The sequence below is a fragment of the Ancylobacter sp. genome (assembly GCF_965229075.1).
Classification (GTDB): domain Bacteria; phylum Pseudomonadota; class Alphaproteobacteria; order Rhizobiales; family Xanthobacteraceae; genus Ancylobacter.
Genome location: NZ_CBDDIO010000002.1, coordinates 2,309,372 through 2,326,234 on the forward strand (window position 1 = coordinate 2,309,372; position 16,863 = coordinate 2,326,234).

The 16,863-nt window shown below is 64.6% G+C and carries 18 protein-coding genes; 4 read left to right on the top strand and 14 right to left on the bottom strand.

Annotation, left to right across the window (positions count from 1 at the left end):
* Window positions 1-3: 3 nt before the first annotated feature.
* Genes ACO07Z_RS16820 through ACO07Z_RS16830 form a run of 3 tightly spaced genes read right to left on the bottom strand, consistent with a single transcriptional unit; the run spans window position 4 to window position 3,787 of the window.
* Window positions 4-1,242 (bottom strand): YcaO-like family protein, encoded by a 1,239-nt coding sequence (locus ACO07Z_RS16820; protein WP_421699744.1) that lies wholly within the window; start codon window positions 1,240-1,242, stop codon window positions 4-6.
* 3 nt (window positions 1,243-1,245) lie between these two features.
* On the bottom strand, window positions 1,246-1,827 hold the full coding sequence (locus ACO07Z_RS16825) for a hypothetical protein (protein WP_421699745.1): 582 nt from the start codon (window positions 1,825-1,827) through the stop codon (window positions 1,246-1,248).
* A 22-nt stretch (window positions 1,828-1,849) separates the two neighbouring features.
* Window positions 1,850-3,787, bottom strand: a complete 1,938-nt coding sequence (locus ACO07Z_RS16830; RefSeq protein ID WP_421699746.1) for a BTAD domain-containing putative transcriptional regulator — start codon at window positions 3,785-3,787, stop codon at window positions 1,850-1,852.
* 176 nt (window positions 3,788-3,963) lie between these two features.
* Between ACO07Z_RS16830 and ACO07Z_RS16835 the strand changes: the two genes are divergently transcribed.
* From ACO07Z_RS16835 to ACO07Z_RS16845, 3 genes are all read left to right on the top strand, one after another.
* Window positions 3,964-5,538 carry a S8 family serine peptidase gene (locus ACO07Z_RS16835; RefSeq protein WP_421699747.1) on the top strand — a complete coding sequence of 525 codons (1,575 nt, stop codon included), beginning with the start codon at window positions 3,964-3,966 and terminating at the stop codon, window positions 5,536-5,538.
* A 77-nt stretch (window positions 5,539-5,615) separates the two neighbouring features.
* Entirely contained in the window at window positions 5,616-5,849 is a 234-nt protein-coding gene (locus tag ACO07Z_RS16840) for a hypothetical protein (RefSeq protein ID WP_421699748.1), read from the top strand.
* A 109-nt stretch (window positions 5,850-5,958) separates the two neighbouring features.
* The gene (locus ACO07Z_RS16845; RefSeq protein ID WP_421699749.1) at window positions 5,959-6,402 is read left to right on the top strand and encodes a helix-turn-helix domain-containing protein; all 444 of its coding nucleotides are present in this window, start codon (window positions 5,959-5,961) and stop codon (window positions 6,400-6,402) included.
* Window positions 6,403-6,587: 185 nt separating this feature from the next.
* Here ACO07Z_RS16845 and ACO07Z_RS16850 read toward each other — a convergent pair whose 3' ends face one another.
* Genes ACO07Z_RS16850 through trbB form a run of 11 tightly spaced genes read right to left on the bottom strand, consistent with a single transcriptional unit; the run spans window position 6,588 to window position 16,020 of the window.
* Window positions 6,588-6,866, bottom strand: a complete 279-nt coding sequence (locus tag ACO07Z_RS16850) for a DUF2274 domain-containing protein (RefSeq protein WP_421699750.1) — start codon at window positions 6,864-6,866, stop codon at window positions 6,588-6,590.
* A gap of 2 nt (window positions 6,867-6,868) precedes the next feature.
* Window positions 6,869-8,050 (bottom strand): TrbI/VirB10 family protein, encoded by a 1,182-nt coding sequence (locus ACO07Z_RS16855; RefSeq protein ID WP_421699751.1) that lies wholly within the window; start codon window positions 8,048-8,050, stop codon window positions 6,869-6,871.
* Window positions 8,047-9,030 carry a P-type conjugative transfer protein TrbG gene (gene trbG, locus ACO07Z_RS16860; RefSeq protein ID WP_421699752.1) on the bottom strand — a complete coding sequence of 328 codons (984 nt, stop codon included), beginning with the start codon at window positions 9,028-9,030 and terminating at the stop codon, window positions 8,047-8,049. Before trbG ends, ACO07Z_RS16855 begins: the two co-directional genes overlap by 4 nt.
* The gene (trbF, locus tag ACO07Z_RS16865) at window positions 9,027-9,716 is read right to left on the bottom strand and encodes a conjugal transfer protein TrbF (RefSeq protein WP_421699753.1); all 690 of its coding nucleotides are present in this window, start codon (window positions 9,714-9,716) and stop codon (window positions 9,027-9,029) included. The genes trbG and trbF overlap by 4 nt, the downstream gene beginning before the upstream one ends.
* Window positions 9,716-10,942: a P-type conjugative transfer protein TrbL gene (gene trbL / locus ACO07Z_RS16870; RefSeq protein ID WP_421699754.1), complete on the bottom strand. Its 1,227-nt coding sequence runs from the start codon at window positions 10,940-10,942 to the stop codon at window positions 9,716-9,718. Before trbL ends, trbF begins: the two co-directional genes overlap by 1 nt.
* Before the next feature lies 1 nt (window position 10,943).
* On the bottom strand, window positions 10,944-11,213 hold the full coding sequence (gene trbK-alt, locus ACO07Z_RS16875) for a putative entry exclusion protein TrbK-alt (RefSeq protein WP_421699755.1): 270 nt from the start codon (window positions 11,211-11,213) through the stop codon (window positions 10,944-10,946).
* Window positions 11,214-11,225: 12 nt separating this feature from the next.
* The gene (gene trbJ, locus ACO07Z_RS16880; protein WP_421699756.1) at window positions 11,226-11,984 is read right to left on the bottom strand and encodes a P-type conjugative transfer protein TrbJ; all 759 of its coding nucleotides are present in this window, start codon (window positions 11,982-11,984) and stop codon (window positions 11,226-11,228) included.
* Window positions 11,981-14,437, bottom strand: coding sequence for a conjugal transfer protein TrbE (gene trbE / locus ACO07Z_RS16885; RefSeq protein WP_421699757.1), 2,457 nt, complete (start codon window positions 14,435-14,437; stop codon window positions 11,981-11,983). The genes trbJ and trbE overlap by 4 nt, the downstream gene beginning before the upstream one ends.
* Before the next feature lie 13 nt (window positions 14,438-14,450).
* Window positions 14,451-14,720, bottom strand: a complete 270-nt coding sequence (locus ACO07Z_RS16890; protein WP_421699758.1) for a VirB3 family type IV secretion system protein — start codon at window positions 14,718-14,720, stop codon at window positions 14,451-14,453.
* A complete protein-coding gene (locus ACO07Z_RS16895; protein ID WP_421699759.1) occupies window positions 14,720-15,052 on the bottom strand; it encodes a TrbC/VirB2 family protein in 333 nt (110 codons plus the stop codon). Before ACO07Z_RS16895 ends, ACO07Z_RS16890 begins: the two co-directional genes overlap by 1 nt.
* Complete coding sequence (trbB, locus tag ACO07Z_RS16900; RefSeq protein WP_421699760.1) at window positions 15,049-16,020, bottom strand: P-type conjugative transfer ATPase TrbB; 972 nt, start codon at window positions 16,018-16,020, stop codon at window positions 15,049-15,051. The genes ACO07Z_RS16895 and trbB overlap by 4 nt, the downstream gene beginning before the upstream one ends.
* Window positions 16,021-16,410: 390 nt before the next feature.
* Between trbB and ACO07Z_RS16905 the strand changes: the two genes are divergently transcribed.
* The gene (locus ACO07Z_RS16905) at window positions 16,411-16,638 is read left to right on the top strand and encodes a hypothetical protein (protein ID WP_421699761.1); all 228 of its coding nucleotides are present in this window, start codon (window positions 16,411-16,413) and stop codon (window positions 16,636-16,638) included.
* Window positions 16,639-16,863 lie beyond the last annotated feature (225 nt).

The window sequence follows — 16,863 nt, forward strand, 5'->3', positions numbered from 1 at the left end:
GTCTCATGATGAAGCCCATCGGCGCAGCAGGTTACCCGCAGCACGCCCGCGTCGGGCATATCCGACAGGTGCGTGGACGCTCACGAGATCATCGGCGAGGACACGGACGGCATCGAAGCCGAAACGGCGGCCGCCAAGAGGAAAGACATAGACGTCCCGCTCCGCGGCATCGAGCACGCCCGTTAGAACGTCCGACGGGTTGGGACGACTGGCATAGCCGTCGGCGCCGGTGACAAATCGGCAGGCTTGGAAGAGGCCCTGGGTGCCGGTTGGCAAGGTCGCGCGATAGTCATCGGCGTAGAGATCGTCGCGCGCGCCCGACACGAAGATGCCGCGGCATTGCACCGCCTCCAGCAATGCGCTGAGAGCCGCCGATTCAAGCTCGGTGTCGCAGGCGGAGCCGCAGAAATAATTGCGAGTCTCACCCTGATTGCCGAGGGACACTAGCGCCGCGAGGACGACCGGGAGCTTCAAGTCGGTGGGCGCCCGGGCAAACTGTGCCTCCAGACCATGTGCGGCGAGCCGCTCGACCAGAGCCTGGAGGCCGCGGCCGCGTTCGAGATCGAAGTCCAGCGGGGACGCGTGCACCTCACTGGGGAGAAGCGTGGCGAAGATCGCGTCGTCTTCCACCAATTCGGAAAGACCGTGGGTGATTGCACTCTCCAGGTCGGCCCCCGACGCTAGCCCCACGGATGAAACCCGGAACTGTTGCGTATTCCAAGGTGCCTCCGTGGCCATATCCATACCTACGAGTTCATACGGCGCGTAGACCCACTCGCCCGTTCTCCAGGACAGCCCCTTCACCCACGCCAACTCCCTGTCGAGCGGGAGCCAGCTGGCCGCGCAGCGCGATTGTCGCTCGAGAGGCACGCTGAGCAGGCCCTTGCGAGCCAGTTCCCGCGGGCTGCACACCACCGACACCAGCGCCGGGGCGTCCTCGGCCAGGGCCTGCTCGGCGCTCTCGAGGACCGCTGAGGTCCAGGCGACATCGTGTGAGATGCCTTTGCCAGCCGAAACGCACAAAGAGCGTGAGCCGGGGCGTATGGCCGACCAGACCGGAATGCCGAGAACGTCCAGATCCGTCAGGTCCGCCACGCGCGTAATGCCCAAATGTCCAACGAACGGCTCAAGTTGCGATCGTTCGAGCCTTCCGGAGCGCGGCCAGCCCTGGTCGGGCCCCCGTTCGCGCAACGCTAGAAGGCGTGCGTTCGCCTCGGCCAGCTCCGCAGCCGCAGAGAGCATTGCCTACTGTCCACTTCTGGGGTCGACCCAGGGCTCAAGCGGCCGGAGATTGTCGGTGAGCAGGTTGCTGATGACGAATGTCTGCGACTCGCCGGGTACTGTCCGGGAACCGTCCTCGCCGTAGGCCTTCAGATAGTCCCGGATTTCAACGGCTGGGCCGGTGCTGCGACCGCGCGCGACGATGCCGGCAGGATCAATGTCGAGCGCCACGCAGAAGTCGACGTCGCATACCGTGCCGTTGTTGCGGATGATGCGGGCGATAGATTCGGCGTTGTGAAGTTCGGCGAACATCCGCTCTTCCTCGGCCAGGCTGAAATTGCCGTGCTGGCCGCCCCGAACCTCATTCTGCCGCTGTTTCAGCGTGTCGAGGTCAACACCGCGCATGAAGGGCACGAGCTCCTGGACCACGCCGGCCATCACCGTCGAGGTATCGACGCCGACCATCTGATTGATGGCGGGGTTGGCAAGGTCGTCCTTGGAATAGTGGACGACCATCACAGGATCCGTGATGACGATGGTGAGGCCGTGATCCTTGTCACCGATGATGAACGCACGTGACGGCTTGCTGGACGTCGTCTCAATCATTGGAACCCCCATTTGTCGGTAATTACTTGATCCCTGCCACCCGCAATCCCTCGATGAATGGCTGCATGTCGGCCTTGGTCCGGTGCGGTTGCAGACGTGTCATGCTCTCCGCGGTTTCGGTCGGATAAGCTTCCCGAAGCCGGTCGCCGTATTCCCGCGCCTCGCTGATGTTGCCGAGTTGGCCATGGCTTGCGGCCAGGAGGCGAAGCACGGACTCCTCGCTGGCAAGCTTGCCGCACAGGGCGATGGCTTTGCCGTAGTCCGCCTGAGAGAAGGCGATGCTGGCGCCCGCCCACCAGTAGTGATCAGGGGGAGAGGGATTCAGGTCCAGCGCACGCTCGAACGTGCGCCATGCCATATTGGCGTCCCCGACAAATCCCATGGCATCGCTGTGATCCAAGAGGATGTCGGCCGAGTTCGGGTGCCGTTCCTCGGCCAGCTCGAAATAGCGCTGCGAGTCATCGAAATGTCGCTGGTATAAAGCCACCATAGCCCGGCGCCAGTAACCCGTCGAGTTTTCCGGATCCTGCTGGATCGCGAGGTCTGACAATTCCCGTGCTTGCGACAGCAGCCTGGGATCGTTGCCGCCAAGCAGAAGCCACTCCAGGTACAGCGAACAGGACGCCCCCGAATAGGCGTCGGCGAACCTGTCGTCCTGGGAAATTGCCTCGCTGAACAGACGGCGTGCCCGTCTCACCGAGCGAAGATCACAGGTTTTCAGCGCAAGCTGCGCCTTGAGAAAGCTGACATAGGCGGAAGCGTCCTCGCTGCGCCGCGCGGCGAACAGACGATCGTTCATAACCGCCTCGGTCAGCGCCGCGACGATCCGTGCCACCAGTATTCGGTTTGACGAAACAGCCAGTCTCTGGCCGAGCGGGTATTCACCCGCCCAGACAATGGCGCCCGAGGTGTTGTTGACCAGTCTGACCGAAAGCTCTCCTTCACCGGGGCGGACAAAGCTGCTCACGGCGTAATCCGCGCGCAGCTGCGAGTTGTCCTCGATCATGCCGCCGTCGCTGGTAGCACCAAAAGAGCTGTGCGCGGCCAGCGCAGTAACTGTTCGGTGTCGCGCCAGCTCATTGGCGGTGTCCTCGACAAAGGCCCGCAGGAAATTGCTGCTGGCGGCTCCGTTCACCCATCTCGGCGCAAGCAGCGCGACCCGCGGTATCTCAGGGCTGTACCTGCCGTCGTATCGCCGCGCGTTCGGACTTGGCTGCACCTCGATTGTTCGGATGGTCGCGCGCGTAAGAGAGGCGCGCGTGGCGAGTTCGGGGGTGCCGGAACCATCCTGCCGAAGGACGGCGGTCAGCTTGGCAAATACCCGCCTCGCCTCGTCGGCGCGGCCGATGGCGCCATAAGCGGCCACCAAGGCGCGATAAACTTCCTCCCTGCCGCTGTCGATGCCGAGCGCATGATGTTCGAGGTCGAGCAGCAGCGCCTGGTTGGCGTGCCCATAGTGGGTCAATCCCATGATGGCACTGTTAATGAAGCTGAAGTACCGCTCCCGCAGATAGGCTCGAGCGACCATGAGGGGCTCTGGCGAGGGCAAGCCATCCAGTTCGACATTTTGCAGCAAGTCGCCGCGATAAAGCGACATCAACTGGCGGGCAGCCACTTCGCTTACCAGCTCCTGCAATGAGAGAAAGCGGCATACGTCGATCGCCTCGGGCAAGGCAATGCGGATGATCTTGTCGTCAACCTGGAGGAGTGACGCGAACTCAGGCATAGCCCGCGACATCCGGAATAACAACTGGCGAAGATTGCCGAAATTCGTTGAGGTGTCACGGCTTTCCCACAAGTGCGCGGCAGCCTGCGCCCGGCCCATCGCTTGTCCCGGACTCGTCGCCAGTAGGGCGAGGAGGCCGAGTCCGCGCGTCGGAAAGGCGGGCGAATGCTTCGCCTCCGTAGCGACCTTCGGAGAGCCAAGCAATTGAATAAGCAGATTGGTCTTACCGCTCATCGCTCGATCTCAATGGAAGACCTGGGCCTACCAAGTTCTGGCAAGATCAAAGCCGGTCCGCGGGCACAATGTCAATGCGGTGCCATAGTGTGTGTAACGGAGGAGTAACGCCACCCGCGCCAAGCTTGGCAGATGGATTGCTGCCGCGCCGTCCCGGCAGAGCATGAGGGAAACCCATGTCGACGACACAGGTGCTCAAGTTTGCAGGCAGGGAAACGACGCTTATACGCAGTGACGACCTTGTCGCCCTATGCGCGTCGCCAGGACGCCAAGAAACGTTCGAAGATCAGCTTTCCTCCCGCGAGATCCGACGCCTGGCCACTCATTGCGGCATGATCGGAAACTTCGAACTTCTTGAGATATGCGCAGGATCTCACCGGCAGAACGAGGTGTGCGGGGAGATCGCACATATGCGGCCGGGCATCCGGCAAGCTCCGGTCTATTACACTTCGACTGATGGCGTGCCGTTTGTGCCGATCGGCACAATCTATCTGTCGTTTGTCCCGGGCGCCAGGGTGGCGGATATCAACGCCGTTCTTGTACGGCACGCTCTAGTAGCCCTCAGAGCCGAATCCGGAGGATATGTGACGGTCGGCACCCGGGCTGATCCCGTGCTCGTTTCCGCGCGCTTGCAGGACGAACACGTCGTCGCTGTGGCCGAACCGGATCTTGTGACTCTGCGGCAGCCTTTTCAGCTTTCCGACCGGCTGTTCGATCGCCATTGGCATCTCAATAATACCGGCAGCCACGCGGGACGAAGCTTCGGGTACAAGGCAGGCGCTGACGCGCGCGTCGTGGAGGCTTGGTATGCGCTCGGCAACCGGGGATCCGATGCCGCTATCATTGGCATTATTGACGACGGCTTCGATTTTCGGCATCCCGATTTACGTGGCAAGGAAGTATTGCCCTGGGATGCAACGCGCAGCTCTCCCGACCTCGCTGCACCGGATACGCTGGCCGAAATGTCCAATCGGCACGGCACGGCCTGCGCTGGCGTCGCCGCGGGGCGCGCCGAGGCTGGCGATATCGTCGGAGCAGCACCGAACGCGCGTATTATGCCGGTGCGCATTGGACCCGACCTTCGTACCGACGAGCTGGCGCGCGCCTTTGGCTATTTAAGTGCCAATGGCGCCTGGGTCGTCAGTTGCAGCTGGGGTCCGGCGGCGGCGCTCTATCCGATGAGCCAGCGTATCGCCAACGCGATCTCGGATTGTGCTCGACGGGGTCGTGGCGGCAAGGGCGCCGCCGTGTTGTTCGCGGCCGGCAATTCCAATGTCAGCATCAACGACGCGACGCACTACAACGGCTTCGCCGTCCATCCCGACGTCATCGCCATCTCCTCCTCCACCAGCCTTGATCAGCGTTCGGATATGTCGAATTTCGGCAGGGAGATCTCCGTTTGTGCGCCATCGGGCGGCGGCGGCGGTTGGGCCATCGTCACGGATGACGTGAGCGGGTCTCCGATCGTCTTTGGGGAGGCCCCGTCAGGCCGACATGACCCGGCGGACTACTACGCGCGGTTCGGCGGGACCTCCGGTTCATGTGCCCTGGTTGCCGGCATCTGCGCCCTCATCCTCTCGGCGGCGCCTCATCTGAGCCCGGGCGAATTGCGATCGATACTGGAGCGGACAGCCCGGCGGATCGGTGATCCGGAGAACTACGACGCTTCCGGCCATTCTCAATATTTCGGCTATGGCTGCATCAATGCTGCCGCCGCCGTCGCGGCCGCGCGCGTCGGGTTTACCGGCTAGCCCGGCCTTCCGCCAGCGGGCGAATCCCGCTGATTCCAACGACAATCGTTCAGATCACACCTGCCAGGAGAGTTCGAATGAAGCGTATCAAGGTGAATACCCAAACCAGCACAGCCTGCGAGCCGGTGCGCGAGCAGTTCCTCGCTCTCATGCGCATGGTGGCTTTCGCCCGCAATGACGCAGCTGCACTCGGGGCTGACTTCCCGGCCTATTGTCTCGACGTGGCGGTCTCCGCCCTGTTATCCGAGCTGAGGACGCGGGAGACGTCCACGCGGAGTGAAGGTGCGATGGAGGTGCGCTGCGATGGTTAGCGCGCCTGTTCTGTGCGGGAGGCTTTCTTGAGGCTTGTGATAAAATAGAATAAAGAATCCTTCGACGAGCGGGCCTAATCTTCAGATGCCCGCCATGACTGGATTAGTCATGCAGAGCGTAAGCAAGAAGCGTGCGAATGTAAAGACAGCGCGCCGTATTCACGAGGTTGATCACCTCATTGCGCTGCGATTGCGGCTGGCTCGTGTCGAGGCGGGTTTGTCGCAGTCCGAGTTGGGTAGTGCGGTTGGCGTTACATTTCAGCAAGTCCAGAAGTATGAGAGAGCTCTCAATCGCGTGACGGCCAGTTCGTTGCTGCGAATGGCCCGCGTCTTGAATCGAGATATTGGATATTTCTTCACTGAGGTCGATGACCCTGCCGCACGCCTTATCGTTCAGGGGTGGGAGCAGAATGCGGACCGTGTCCGTCGGCTCGATGTCGATATTATGAGGCTTCTTCTGCGGGTGGACGATCTAAATCTGAAGTTGAGAATCGTCGATCTGTTGACGGAAAGAGCCAATTTGGGCAACAACTCGATCTCGCGGGCCAGATAATATGGGAATTAATCTTCTTGAGTGCTAGGCTTCGGCGCGATCGGAAAAGGAATCGTGCTCGTAATTCAGTCGAAACTCATCATTAACATGGCCGGTGTTGACGTGTCGCCCTTCAGCAGACGACTTCGTGTCGTTTCCGGTAGTCTATTCTCCCAACAAATATAACCCGGCCGTCCGAACGCCGCTCAGCGTCGCTCGCTCAATGATGCGAGCGAGGCGGCTGAAGACGTAGCAGTCTGATTGGCATTCGTGGCCCTTCGCGCCTTGGCGAACTCGCGATCGGTGGCGATGAAACGCTCCAGCATGGGCACGATGAGCTTTACTGGATCGGTGGCCGGCTCCCCGGTTTCCCGCGCGAGCACCTCGGCATAGGCAACAAGATCGCGGTGCAGTGCGCCGGGTAGTGACAGAACCACCCTCACCGGCTTGTCGCTCGTGATGGGTCCGAGTTTGAGCTTCGCCATAGTCAGTACCTGTAAGGTTCGAGCACGAGGTCACGGGTGACCATGACCCGCACCGGGAATCCCGGCCGGATGGTCAGGGTCGGGGCGACCTGCAGCTGCCGGCGGATGATCTCCTGGCCGGCATCGTTGATGGTGTCCTGCGCCCCGCTCTGCAGCGCCTGGATCAGTTCGTCCTCATCATCCATGGCGAGTTCGGCGCTTACGGAGAGCAGCGTCGAGAGCCCGACCGCCTTGGCGAGGTCCCACCAATGCATGTCGACGTCGTCCTCGAGGCCGGCATAGCCCTGCGCGTCCGTGCCGGGCTGGCGCTCCAGCACGATGGAGCGGCCATTGGGGAAGATCAGCCGGTTCCAGACCAGCAGGATCCGGCGCTGACCGAAGGCGACACCGTTGTCGTATTGGCCCAGCAGCCGCGTGCCCTGCGGGATGATCAGGATGCGACCGGTAGGGCTGTCATAGATGTTCTCGGTCACCTGGGCGGTGATCGGGCCGGGCAAATCGGAGCGGATGCCGGTGATCAGCGCGGCCGGGATGACGGCGCCCGCCTGCAGCACATAAGGCGATGCCGGCGCCATGACGCGATCGGATGCGACGACGCGCCGATCCACGGCGGCATTGAGGAAGGCAAGCTGGCGATCCTGGGCTGAAGGTGTACCGCCGGGCCCGACGGCGCCAAGGCCGCTGAAGCCGGACGCACTCGTCACTGACGACGCCGGCGCGCGGGCCTGCGCCGCCTGGAAGAATACGCGACTGGTCCGCGCGGCTTCCTGTTCCGCAAGACGCCGCTGCTGCTCGGGATCGACCTGTGGCGCTGTCATTGTCGGCGGCACGACGGGCTGGCCGCGGTTCTGTGCATCAAGGATCGGTCGGCCGAGATCGCCGGGTAGAGGCGGTCCAAGGATGGGGCCGGTGTAATCGCGCGGCAGGCCGGCAAGGCCATCGGCGGTGGAGCGGTTCCGGGTGGAATAGAGCTCCTCACCTCCGGTGCCCTTGTCGCGACCCTGCAGCGCATAGATCAGGGCGCCGCCTATGCCGAGGCTGAAAACCAGCCCGGCGCCAGCGAGGACCTTGCGCGAGAGACGCGTGACGCGCGGCGGCTCGGGACGCAGCCGCATGGCGCCAGCATGATCGGTGGTCGGAGCGGCAAGATCGGCCTCGAGGTCATGATTGTCGGGGCTGCTCATGATGCCGGCCTCCCGTCCGTGCGCTCGATCCGCACCTTATGTGGACGCTCACCGCCGCCGAGGCGAAGCTCGGCCGCACCGAACAGCCGGTCGACGATCAGGATGTTCTGGTGGATGCGGCTGTTGACGATCTGCGCTTCGCCATCCGCCCCAATGACGAAGAGCGGCGGCATCTCGCCCTGCAAGATGCCACGCGGGAACTCGACATAGACCTTACGTCCGTCATCATAGACGGCCATTGGCCGCCAGGGTGGCGTGTCGCCGGAGAGCGCGTAGCGGTAGTTGCGGGCTGCGAAGCTGGGGATGACCGGTGCCGCCGGTGCACCGGGGCGCTGCGCTCCCGCAACCTGCGGATAGGCCCAGGCAACCGCCGGCATGTAGGGCTTCTCGCCGGCGCGCAGCTCGATCATATAGCTGCGCCGGTCGGTGGTAATGACGAGGTTGGTGGAGATGTCCGCCCGCGTCGGTTTCACCAGCACATGCACGCGCCGGTTCACCCCTTCGCCGCTCTCGGTGTCGCCAATGATCCAGCGCGCGGTGTCGCCCGCCGCGATCGGCCCATTGCCGGTCAGGCTCTCGCCCGGCTCCAGTGCGATGTTGGTGATCTGGCCGGGCGCGGCATAGACCTGATAGAGCGCGCCCTCGCTCCAGGGATAGATCTGGATGGCGTTGTAATAGCCCTCGCGGCGCGGCTCCACGCGGGCTGCCGCATTGGCGTTCTCGACGCGGGCGATGGGCGTTTTGGCATCCGTGCCGCCCTTGGCCGGCGTCCAGGCAGGCGGCATGTGCAGCGTGCGCGGACGCTCGTCCGTGACGACGGCTGGCACGGCCGGCAGCGCCGGGACCTCACTGTCATAGGTGATCTGCGGCGGCTTCGGTGCCGAGGCGCAACCGCCCAGCATCGTCGCCGAGAGCAGGAGAACCGCAAAGGCGGAATGGCGGAAAGCCGGAGATGCGGGTTTACGGAAGGACGTTTTCACGGGCTCATCTCCCGCGACCAGCTGATGGCGTTGACATAGATGCCGAGGGGATTGGTGCGCAGCCGCTCGGCATCGCGCGGCGGCTGGCTCACCAGGGTCAGGATCGCGCTCCAGCGCTCGGTGGCGGCGAGCTGGCCGTTCTCATAGCGCCGTTCGACCCAGGCGAGGCGGAAGGAATCAGGAGAGGCCCGGATCACGCTGGAGACCTCGACGGCGATCTGCTGCTTGCCGACCCGCGTGAAGGGATCGTTGGCGCGGGCGTAGTCGTTGAGCGCGGCGGCGCCCCGATCGGTGGTGAATTCATAGGCCCGAAGCCAGTTCTGCCGCACAATGACCGGATCCACCGGCAGGCTGCGCACCTGCTCGATGAAGCGGGCAAGATGCCAGGCGATCTGCGGATCGGTCGGGCGATAGTCTCCAGTTGCGGCCCCCACGGCCTGCGTCTGACCAAGACGATCGACCTCGACCACCCAGGGCACGACGGTGCCCCGCGTCGACTGCCAGATCAGCGCCGAGGCAAAGCCAGCCGAGAGGAACAGGCTGCCAAAGGCCATTAGCCGCCAGTTCTTGGCCTGCACACGGGCCGAGCCGATGCGCTCGTCCCAGACCTGTGCTGCCTTCTGATAGGGCGTGACCGGCTCGGGCGAGGTGCCGTAATGGGTCGCGGGTCGCTTGAAGAGGTTCATTAGCGGTCGCTCTCACTGAGGGAGACGGAAGAGCCGCCGGCAGGACTGTCACCGGAGCGCACAGCATGGGCGGCGGCGGAGACGCCATGGCGAAGCGACTGACCGCGCTTCATGCGCTTCGCCCAGTCGGGTACATCGCCGGCGGAGGAGGCTGAGGCTGTACCGCTGACGGCGTTCGCGAGCGGTGAGACGGCGGCGGAGCCTGCGGCTCGCGCTACGCTACCGAGACCGGAGGCGACACCCGCCATGCCGGACTGCCCGGCGGAACCGAGGCTGTAGGCTGTCGCGCCTCCCCGCGCCGCAGCCGCCGTCGCCGAGAGCGCCGCCCCGCCGCCGCGGACGGCGAGGCTGGCACCGCTGCCGGCTGCCAGCATGGCGCCACCGGCGGCAAGGCCGGTGCCGACCGCGGCCCCGGCGCTCAGCTGCGGACCTCCGGAGACAAGGCCGGCGGCAATGCCGGGACCGAAGATGCCGAGACCGAGAAGGGAAAGGGCAGCCAGCACGATGGCCATGGCGTCATCGATCGACGGCGTCTGGCCACCGAAGCCTGCGGTGAACTGGCCGAACAGGGTCGAGCCGATGCCGATGATGACCGCGAGCACCATGACCTTGATGCCGGAGGACACGACATTGCCCAGCACCCGTTCGGCCATGAAGGCGGTCTTGCCGAACAGGCCGAAGGGGATCAGCACAAAACCGGCGAGCGTCGTCAGCTTGAACTCGATCAGGGTGACGAAGAGCTGGACGGCGAGGATGAAGAAGGAGAGCAGCACCAGCGCCCAGGCAAAGAGCAGGCAGGCGATCTGGATGAAGTTCTCGAAAAAGGCGACCCAGCCCATCAAATCGGAGATGGAGTCGAGCAGAGGGCGGCCGGCATCGAGCCCGGTCTGCGCCACTTTGCCGGGACGCATGAGATCATCAACCGAGAAGCCGGTGCCCGAACCCTTCAGCCCCAGCCCGGCAAAGCTCTCGAAGACGATGCGGGCGAGGGTGTTCCAGTTGCCGATGATGTAGGCGAAGACGCCGACAAACAGCGTCTTCTTGATCAGCCGCGCGATGACGTCGTCATCCGCGCCCCAGGACCAGAACAGCGCCGCCAGCGTCACGTCGATGACGATCAGCGTGGTCGCGATGAAGGCGACCTCGCCGCCAAGCAGGCCAAAGCCGCTGTCGATATAGGAGGTGAAGACTCCCAAGAAGTTGTCGATGACGCCGGTGCCGCCCATCTCAGCGACCTACAATCGATGCGGGACGCCCGAGGAACCGGTCTCGCGTCTGCGCCCAGACCTTCAGGCACGCGGCGTCCTGCGCGGCAGCCTCTCCCAACCGCTGGCAGCGGCGCTGTTCATCGCGCAGAGGATCGTGCGCGGCCTCGACCGTCCGAATGGGTGAAGGCTCCCGCGCCTTCTCCTCACGGCTCATCGCCAGAACCGCAGCCGTACTGGCGATGGCCACAAAGATCACCGCGCCGAGCCGTGCCAGCAGGACTCCGTCCATGTTCGCCTCCCGTCAGTTGCTGAACATGCGGGCATTGCCGGCCTGATAGCCGGTGCCCGGGGTGAGGAAGCGCCGGCGCTGCTCGCGTCCCTGCTCGGCGGCGGTCGCGCGTTCCGCCTCGGACAGCGCCGCGGCGCGCCCATTGGCGGACATCACCGCGATCAGGTCGGAGAGCTGCTGCGACTGCAAAGCGAGCAACTGGTTGCCGGCCTGCGTGGCCTGAAGCGCGCCCGTGGCACCCTGGCTCTGGCCGACAAGCGTAGCCATCTCGGCGCGGTTGGCGTCGACATTGCCGACGACTCCGGCCTGCACCCGCAGCGCATCCTGCAGGCCCCCGACGGTGGTCTGCCAGCGCGCGCGTGCACCGGCGACGAGATCGGCATCGGAGGCCGAGAGCGGGATAGTGCCATAGCGCTGCTGGAAGGCCTGGTCGATCCGGGCGACATCGAAAGCGATGTTCTGCGCCTGTACGAGCAACTGCTGGGTGCGCTGGACCGATTGATGGATCTGTTGAAGCGAGGAGTGCGGCAGGCTGGCGAGATTGCGCGCCTGGTTGATCAGCATCTGCGCTTCGTTCTGCAGCGAGGTGATCTGGTTATTGATCTGCTCCAGCGCCCGCGCCGCCTGGAGGACGTTCTGCCCATAGTTTGATGGGTCATAGACGATGTCCCACGCACTGACGGGCTGGGTGAGTGGTGGAACCACGGCAACAGGTGCCAAGACTATTGCGAGGGCAAGCCGTGCCACGCAGGAGACGGGGTAATAGGTCATGGACGGGCCTCCCATTCGTCGTCGGGCATCAAATTGGTAAGGTTCGGGACGAGATCAGCGGCCCAATCGAGGTCGCGATGGCGCAACCAGGCCTCAAGAAAGCCGTTCCGGCCATGCTCGGCGAAGATCTTGTCGATGGCCTGCTGGTCCGTCTTGGAGGACGCGGCGCACAGCGCCAACGCCACGTCGGACAGGCCAAGCTCGAATAGCCGGTTTCCGCGACGCGACTGGCAGTAATAGTCGCGCTTCGGGGTCGCCCGCGCGAGGATCTCGATCTGGCGATCGTTCAGGCCGAAGCGGCGATAGATGGCGGTGATCTGCGGCTCAATGGCCCGGTCATTGGGAAGCAGAAGACGTGTCGGGCAGCTCTCGATGATCGCCGGGGCAATGGCGCTGCCATCAATGTCGGAGAGCGACTGCGTGGCGAAGATCACGCTGGCGTTCTTCTTCCGCAGCGTCTTCAACCATTCCCGCAACTGGCCGGCGAATCCCTCATCGTCCAGCGCCAGCCAGCCTTCATCGATGATGATGAGGGTCGGTGATCCATCGAGTCGGTCTTCGATCCTGTGGAACAGATAGGCCAGCACGGCGGGCGCGGCCTCCGTCCCGATCAATCCCTCGGTCTCGAAGGCTTGGACCGTGGCCGATCCCAGATGCTCGCTCTCCGCATCCAGCAGCCGGCCCCAGGCGCCGCCGATGCAATAGGGACGCAGCGCTTGCTTCAAATCATTGGACTGCAGGAGGACGCAGAGACCTGTCAGGGTACGCTCTTCGACCGGCGCCGAGGCCAGCGAGGTTAGCGCCGCCCAGATGTGTTCCTTCACCTGCGGCGTGATGGGGACGCCTTCGCGGGTGAGGATGGCTGTGAGCCAGTCGGCGGCCCAGGCGCGTTCCGCAGCTTCATCGACGCGCGCCAGCGGCTGGAGCGAAACGGATTCCGCGCTCCCCTCGCTGAGCCCGCCACCGAGATCTTGCCAGTCACCGCCCATGGCGAGCGCCGCCGCCCGGATCGAGCCGCCGAAATCAAAGGTAAACACCTGCGCGCCCGCATAGCGGCGGAACTGTAGGGCCATCAGCGCCAGCAGCACGGACTTGCCCGCGCCGGTGGGTCCGACGACAAGGGTGTGGCCAACATCACCCACATGAAGGCAGAACCGGAATGGGGTCGAGCCCTCGGTCTTGCCGAACAGCAGCGGCGGTCCGTCGAAATGCGCGTCGCGGCTCTCGCCGGCCCACACCGCTGACAGCGGGATCATGTGGGCGAGATTGAGCGTCGAGATCGGCGGCTGGCGGACATTGGCATAGACGTGGCCGGGCAAGCTGCCGAGCCAGGCATCGACGGCATTGATGGTCTCGGTCATCACCGTGAAGTCGCGGCCCTGGATGACCTTCTCGACCCGACGCAGTTTCTCGTCGGAGATGCGCGGGTCGGCGTCCCACACCGTCACCGTCGCGGTGACATAGGCGATGCCGGCATGGTCCGCGCCGAGTTCCTGCAGCGCGAGATCGGCATCTTCGGCCTTGTTGGCGGCATCCGAGTCCACGAGGACGGAGGCCTCGTTGGTCATCACCTCCTTCAGGATGGCGGCGATGGATTTGCGCTTGGCGAACCACTGGCGGCGGATCCTGGTGAGCAGCCGGACCGCATCCGTCTTGTCGAGCAGGATTGCCCGTGTCGACCAGCGATAGGGAAAGGCCAGGCGATTCAGCTCATCGAGCAGGCCGGGGGTCGTCACCGCGGGAAAGCCGGTGATGGTCAGCACCCGCAGATGCTGGTCGCCAAGGCGCGGTTCCAGCCCGCCGGTGAGCGGCTGATCGGCCAGCAGGGCGTCGAGATAGATAGGCGTCTCCGGCACGCGGACACGATGCCGATGCGTCGAGACGCAGCTGTGCAGATAGGTCAGTGTCTCGACGTCATCGAGCCAGCGGCATTCCGGCATGAAGGCGTTGATGAGGTTAAGGAGCCGATCGGTTCGGTCGGCGAAGCCGCGCAACGTCTCATGGGGATCAAGGCCCGACTTGTCGCGCCCTTCATAAAGCCAGCCTTCGGTCCGTGCCGCATCCTCCGCCGGCGGCAGGAAGGTGAAAGTCAGAAAGTAGCTCGACTCGAAATGGCTGCCTGCGTGCTCGAAGTCGGCCAGCCGCTCGGCATCAACCAAAGCGGAAGCGGCATCCGGGAAAGTGCTCGCGGGATAGGTCCCTGCCGCATGGCGCTGGGCCTCCACGAAGATCGCCCATCCCGAGCCGAGGCGGCGGAAAGCATTATTGAGGCGCCCGGCGACCGCGACCAGCTCGGCGGGTACGGCACTGTCGAGGTCCGGCCCGCGGAAACGCACTGTCCGCTGAAACGAGCCGTCCTTGTTCAGCACGATGCCCGGCGCGACCAGCGCTGCCCAGGGCAGGAAATCGGCAAGGCGCCGGTTGTGGCGGCGATACTCGGCGAGGTTCATCATCGGCGCACCTCGCTCAGACGACGAGGTGCGCGGGGATGCGCAGATGCCGGCGCACCACCTCGACAAAAAGCGGATCGCGCTTCGCCGCCCACACCGCCGCAACATGCCCGATCATTCCGATGGCGAGGCCGACCAGCCAGAGGCGCAGGCCGAGACCGACGGCGCCGGCGAGCGTGCCATTGACGATGGCGGTGGCGCGTGGTGCGCCGCCGAGCAGGATCGGCTCGGTCAGCGCCCGGTGGACCGGAACGCTGAAGCCGGGGACCTCAACCGTCTCGGCCATCAGACGAGCGCTCCGCCGCCGAAGGAGAAGAAGGACAGAAAGAAGCTCGATGCGGCGAAGGCGATCGACAGGCCGAACACGATCTGGATCAGCCGGCGGAAGCCGCCCGACGTGTCGCCGAAGGCCAGCGCCAGCCCGGTCGAGATGATGACGATGACGGCAATGATCTTGGCGACCGGGCCTTCGATCGATTGGAGGATGGATTGCAGCGGCGCTTCCCACGGCATGGACGAGCCAGAGGCATGAGCGTTGGCCGTGGCCATCAGGCTCATGCAGGTGGCAGACACGGCCAGCTGGGCCGCGCTGACGGCGCGATGGAGCGATCGGATCATAGGTGGTCTCCGGTAAGGACAGGGGTGACGCAGTAGTCGCCATCGGGGCCGAGGCCCTCGACAGACCCGAGTTCGATGAGCCGGCGCGCCGCACCGCGACCTGCGAGGACGGCCACGAGATTGATGGTCTCGGCGATCAGCGCGCGTGGGACGGTGACGACGGCTTCCTGGATGAGTTGCTCCATGCGGCGCAGCGCGCCGAGCGCGCTGCCGGCATGGATGGTGCCGATGCCGCCGGGATGGCCGGTGCCCCACGCCTTGAGCAGGTCGAGCGCCTCTGTGCCGCGCACCTCGCCAATGGGGATGCGGTCAGGACGCAGCCGCAGCGCGGAACGAACAAGGTCCGAGAGCGAGGCGACGCCGTCCTTGGTGCGCAGAGCGACGAGGTTCGGCGCCGCGCATTCCAGCTCGCGTGTATCCTCGATGAGGACGACGCGATCTTCTGTCTTAGCGACCTCGGCGAGCAGCGCGTTGGTCAGCGTGGTCTTGCCCGTCGAGGTGCCGCCGGCTACCAGGATATTGGCGCGAGAGGCGACACCCTGGCGCAAAGCGCCGGCCTGTGCGGCGGACATGATCCCGGCGCGGACATAGTCCTCGAGCGTGAACACCGCGACGGCGGGCTTGCGGATGGCGAAGGTCGCGGCTGCGACGACCGGCGGTAGCAGGCCCTCGAACCGTTCTCCCGTCTCCGGCAGCTCGGCTGAAGCGCGCGGTGCTCCCGCATGCACCTCGGCGCCGACATGATGCGCGACGAGCCGCACGATGCGCTCGCCGTCAGCGGGCGACAGCTTCTCGCCTGTGTCGCCCAAACCTTCCGAGAGCCGGTCAATCCACAGCCGCCCGTCCGGGTTCAGCATCACCTCGATGACATCAGGGTCTTCCAGATGCCGGGCGATCGCCGGACCCAGCGCCGTGCGCAGCATCCGCGCGCCACGGGCAAAACCCAGATGATGATGTGCTGCCGTCATCCCAACCCCGACAATTCCGGGGTCATGACGATCTCATCCCGGGTGGGGATGATTAAAAGAGCCCGATATTGGGCCGGTTCAACAGGATTCGATCCGCGTCGCAGCGTGGCGTGCAATGACAGGCGAACGGCGGAACTGCTGAGTGATCGGAAGCGGCATAGGTAGCCTCCGCTTCCAGAATACCGGGCAGCCGATGCCGATCACGCTGGCCATACCATCGAGCAGCATCGCAGGGATATTGCGACCAGCTCGAGGTCCATCAGCGGACGCTCGATGTGACGGGCTGCATGACCTTTCGCCGAAACGATCATCGCGGCCCAGCAGACGACGCTCGGCCGCGTCGCCTTCCACACCGCCAAGGCGCGCTTTTACGATTGCTTCCGCGACAAGATGAACGAACGGCAGGAGAAGGCGATTGACCGTCTGTTCCGTGAGGGCCCCGGTGGCTTCACGGGAGGCCTGAGCGCGGAGAAGCACCTCGCGATCACCGGCACCTCACGCCCCACCGCAACGTGCGACCTGCACGATCTGGTCGAGAAAGGCGCCCTGAGGCGCTTCGGCGAATGCCGTTACACGCGATACCGCCTGAACTTGGGGAGAGGTGCTGTAATGACCTGAGATTGCAGAACGCGGCGCAACTGCTACCTTGCGGCTTAGCCGGTCCACCGTCATGAAGCAGACCGGCTATATGCTCTCAGGCCTTAACAGCTGCCGGCGACAGGCCGAGCGCCTCAAACGGCATCGCGAGCTTCAGGCCAGCAGGTGGCGGCACGGCCGAGTAGGCGGCCGAGGGCTTCTGTGTCCGCCATGATAGACCAGGCGCGTTCTCGCGCCAAAGGGGCA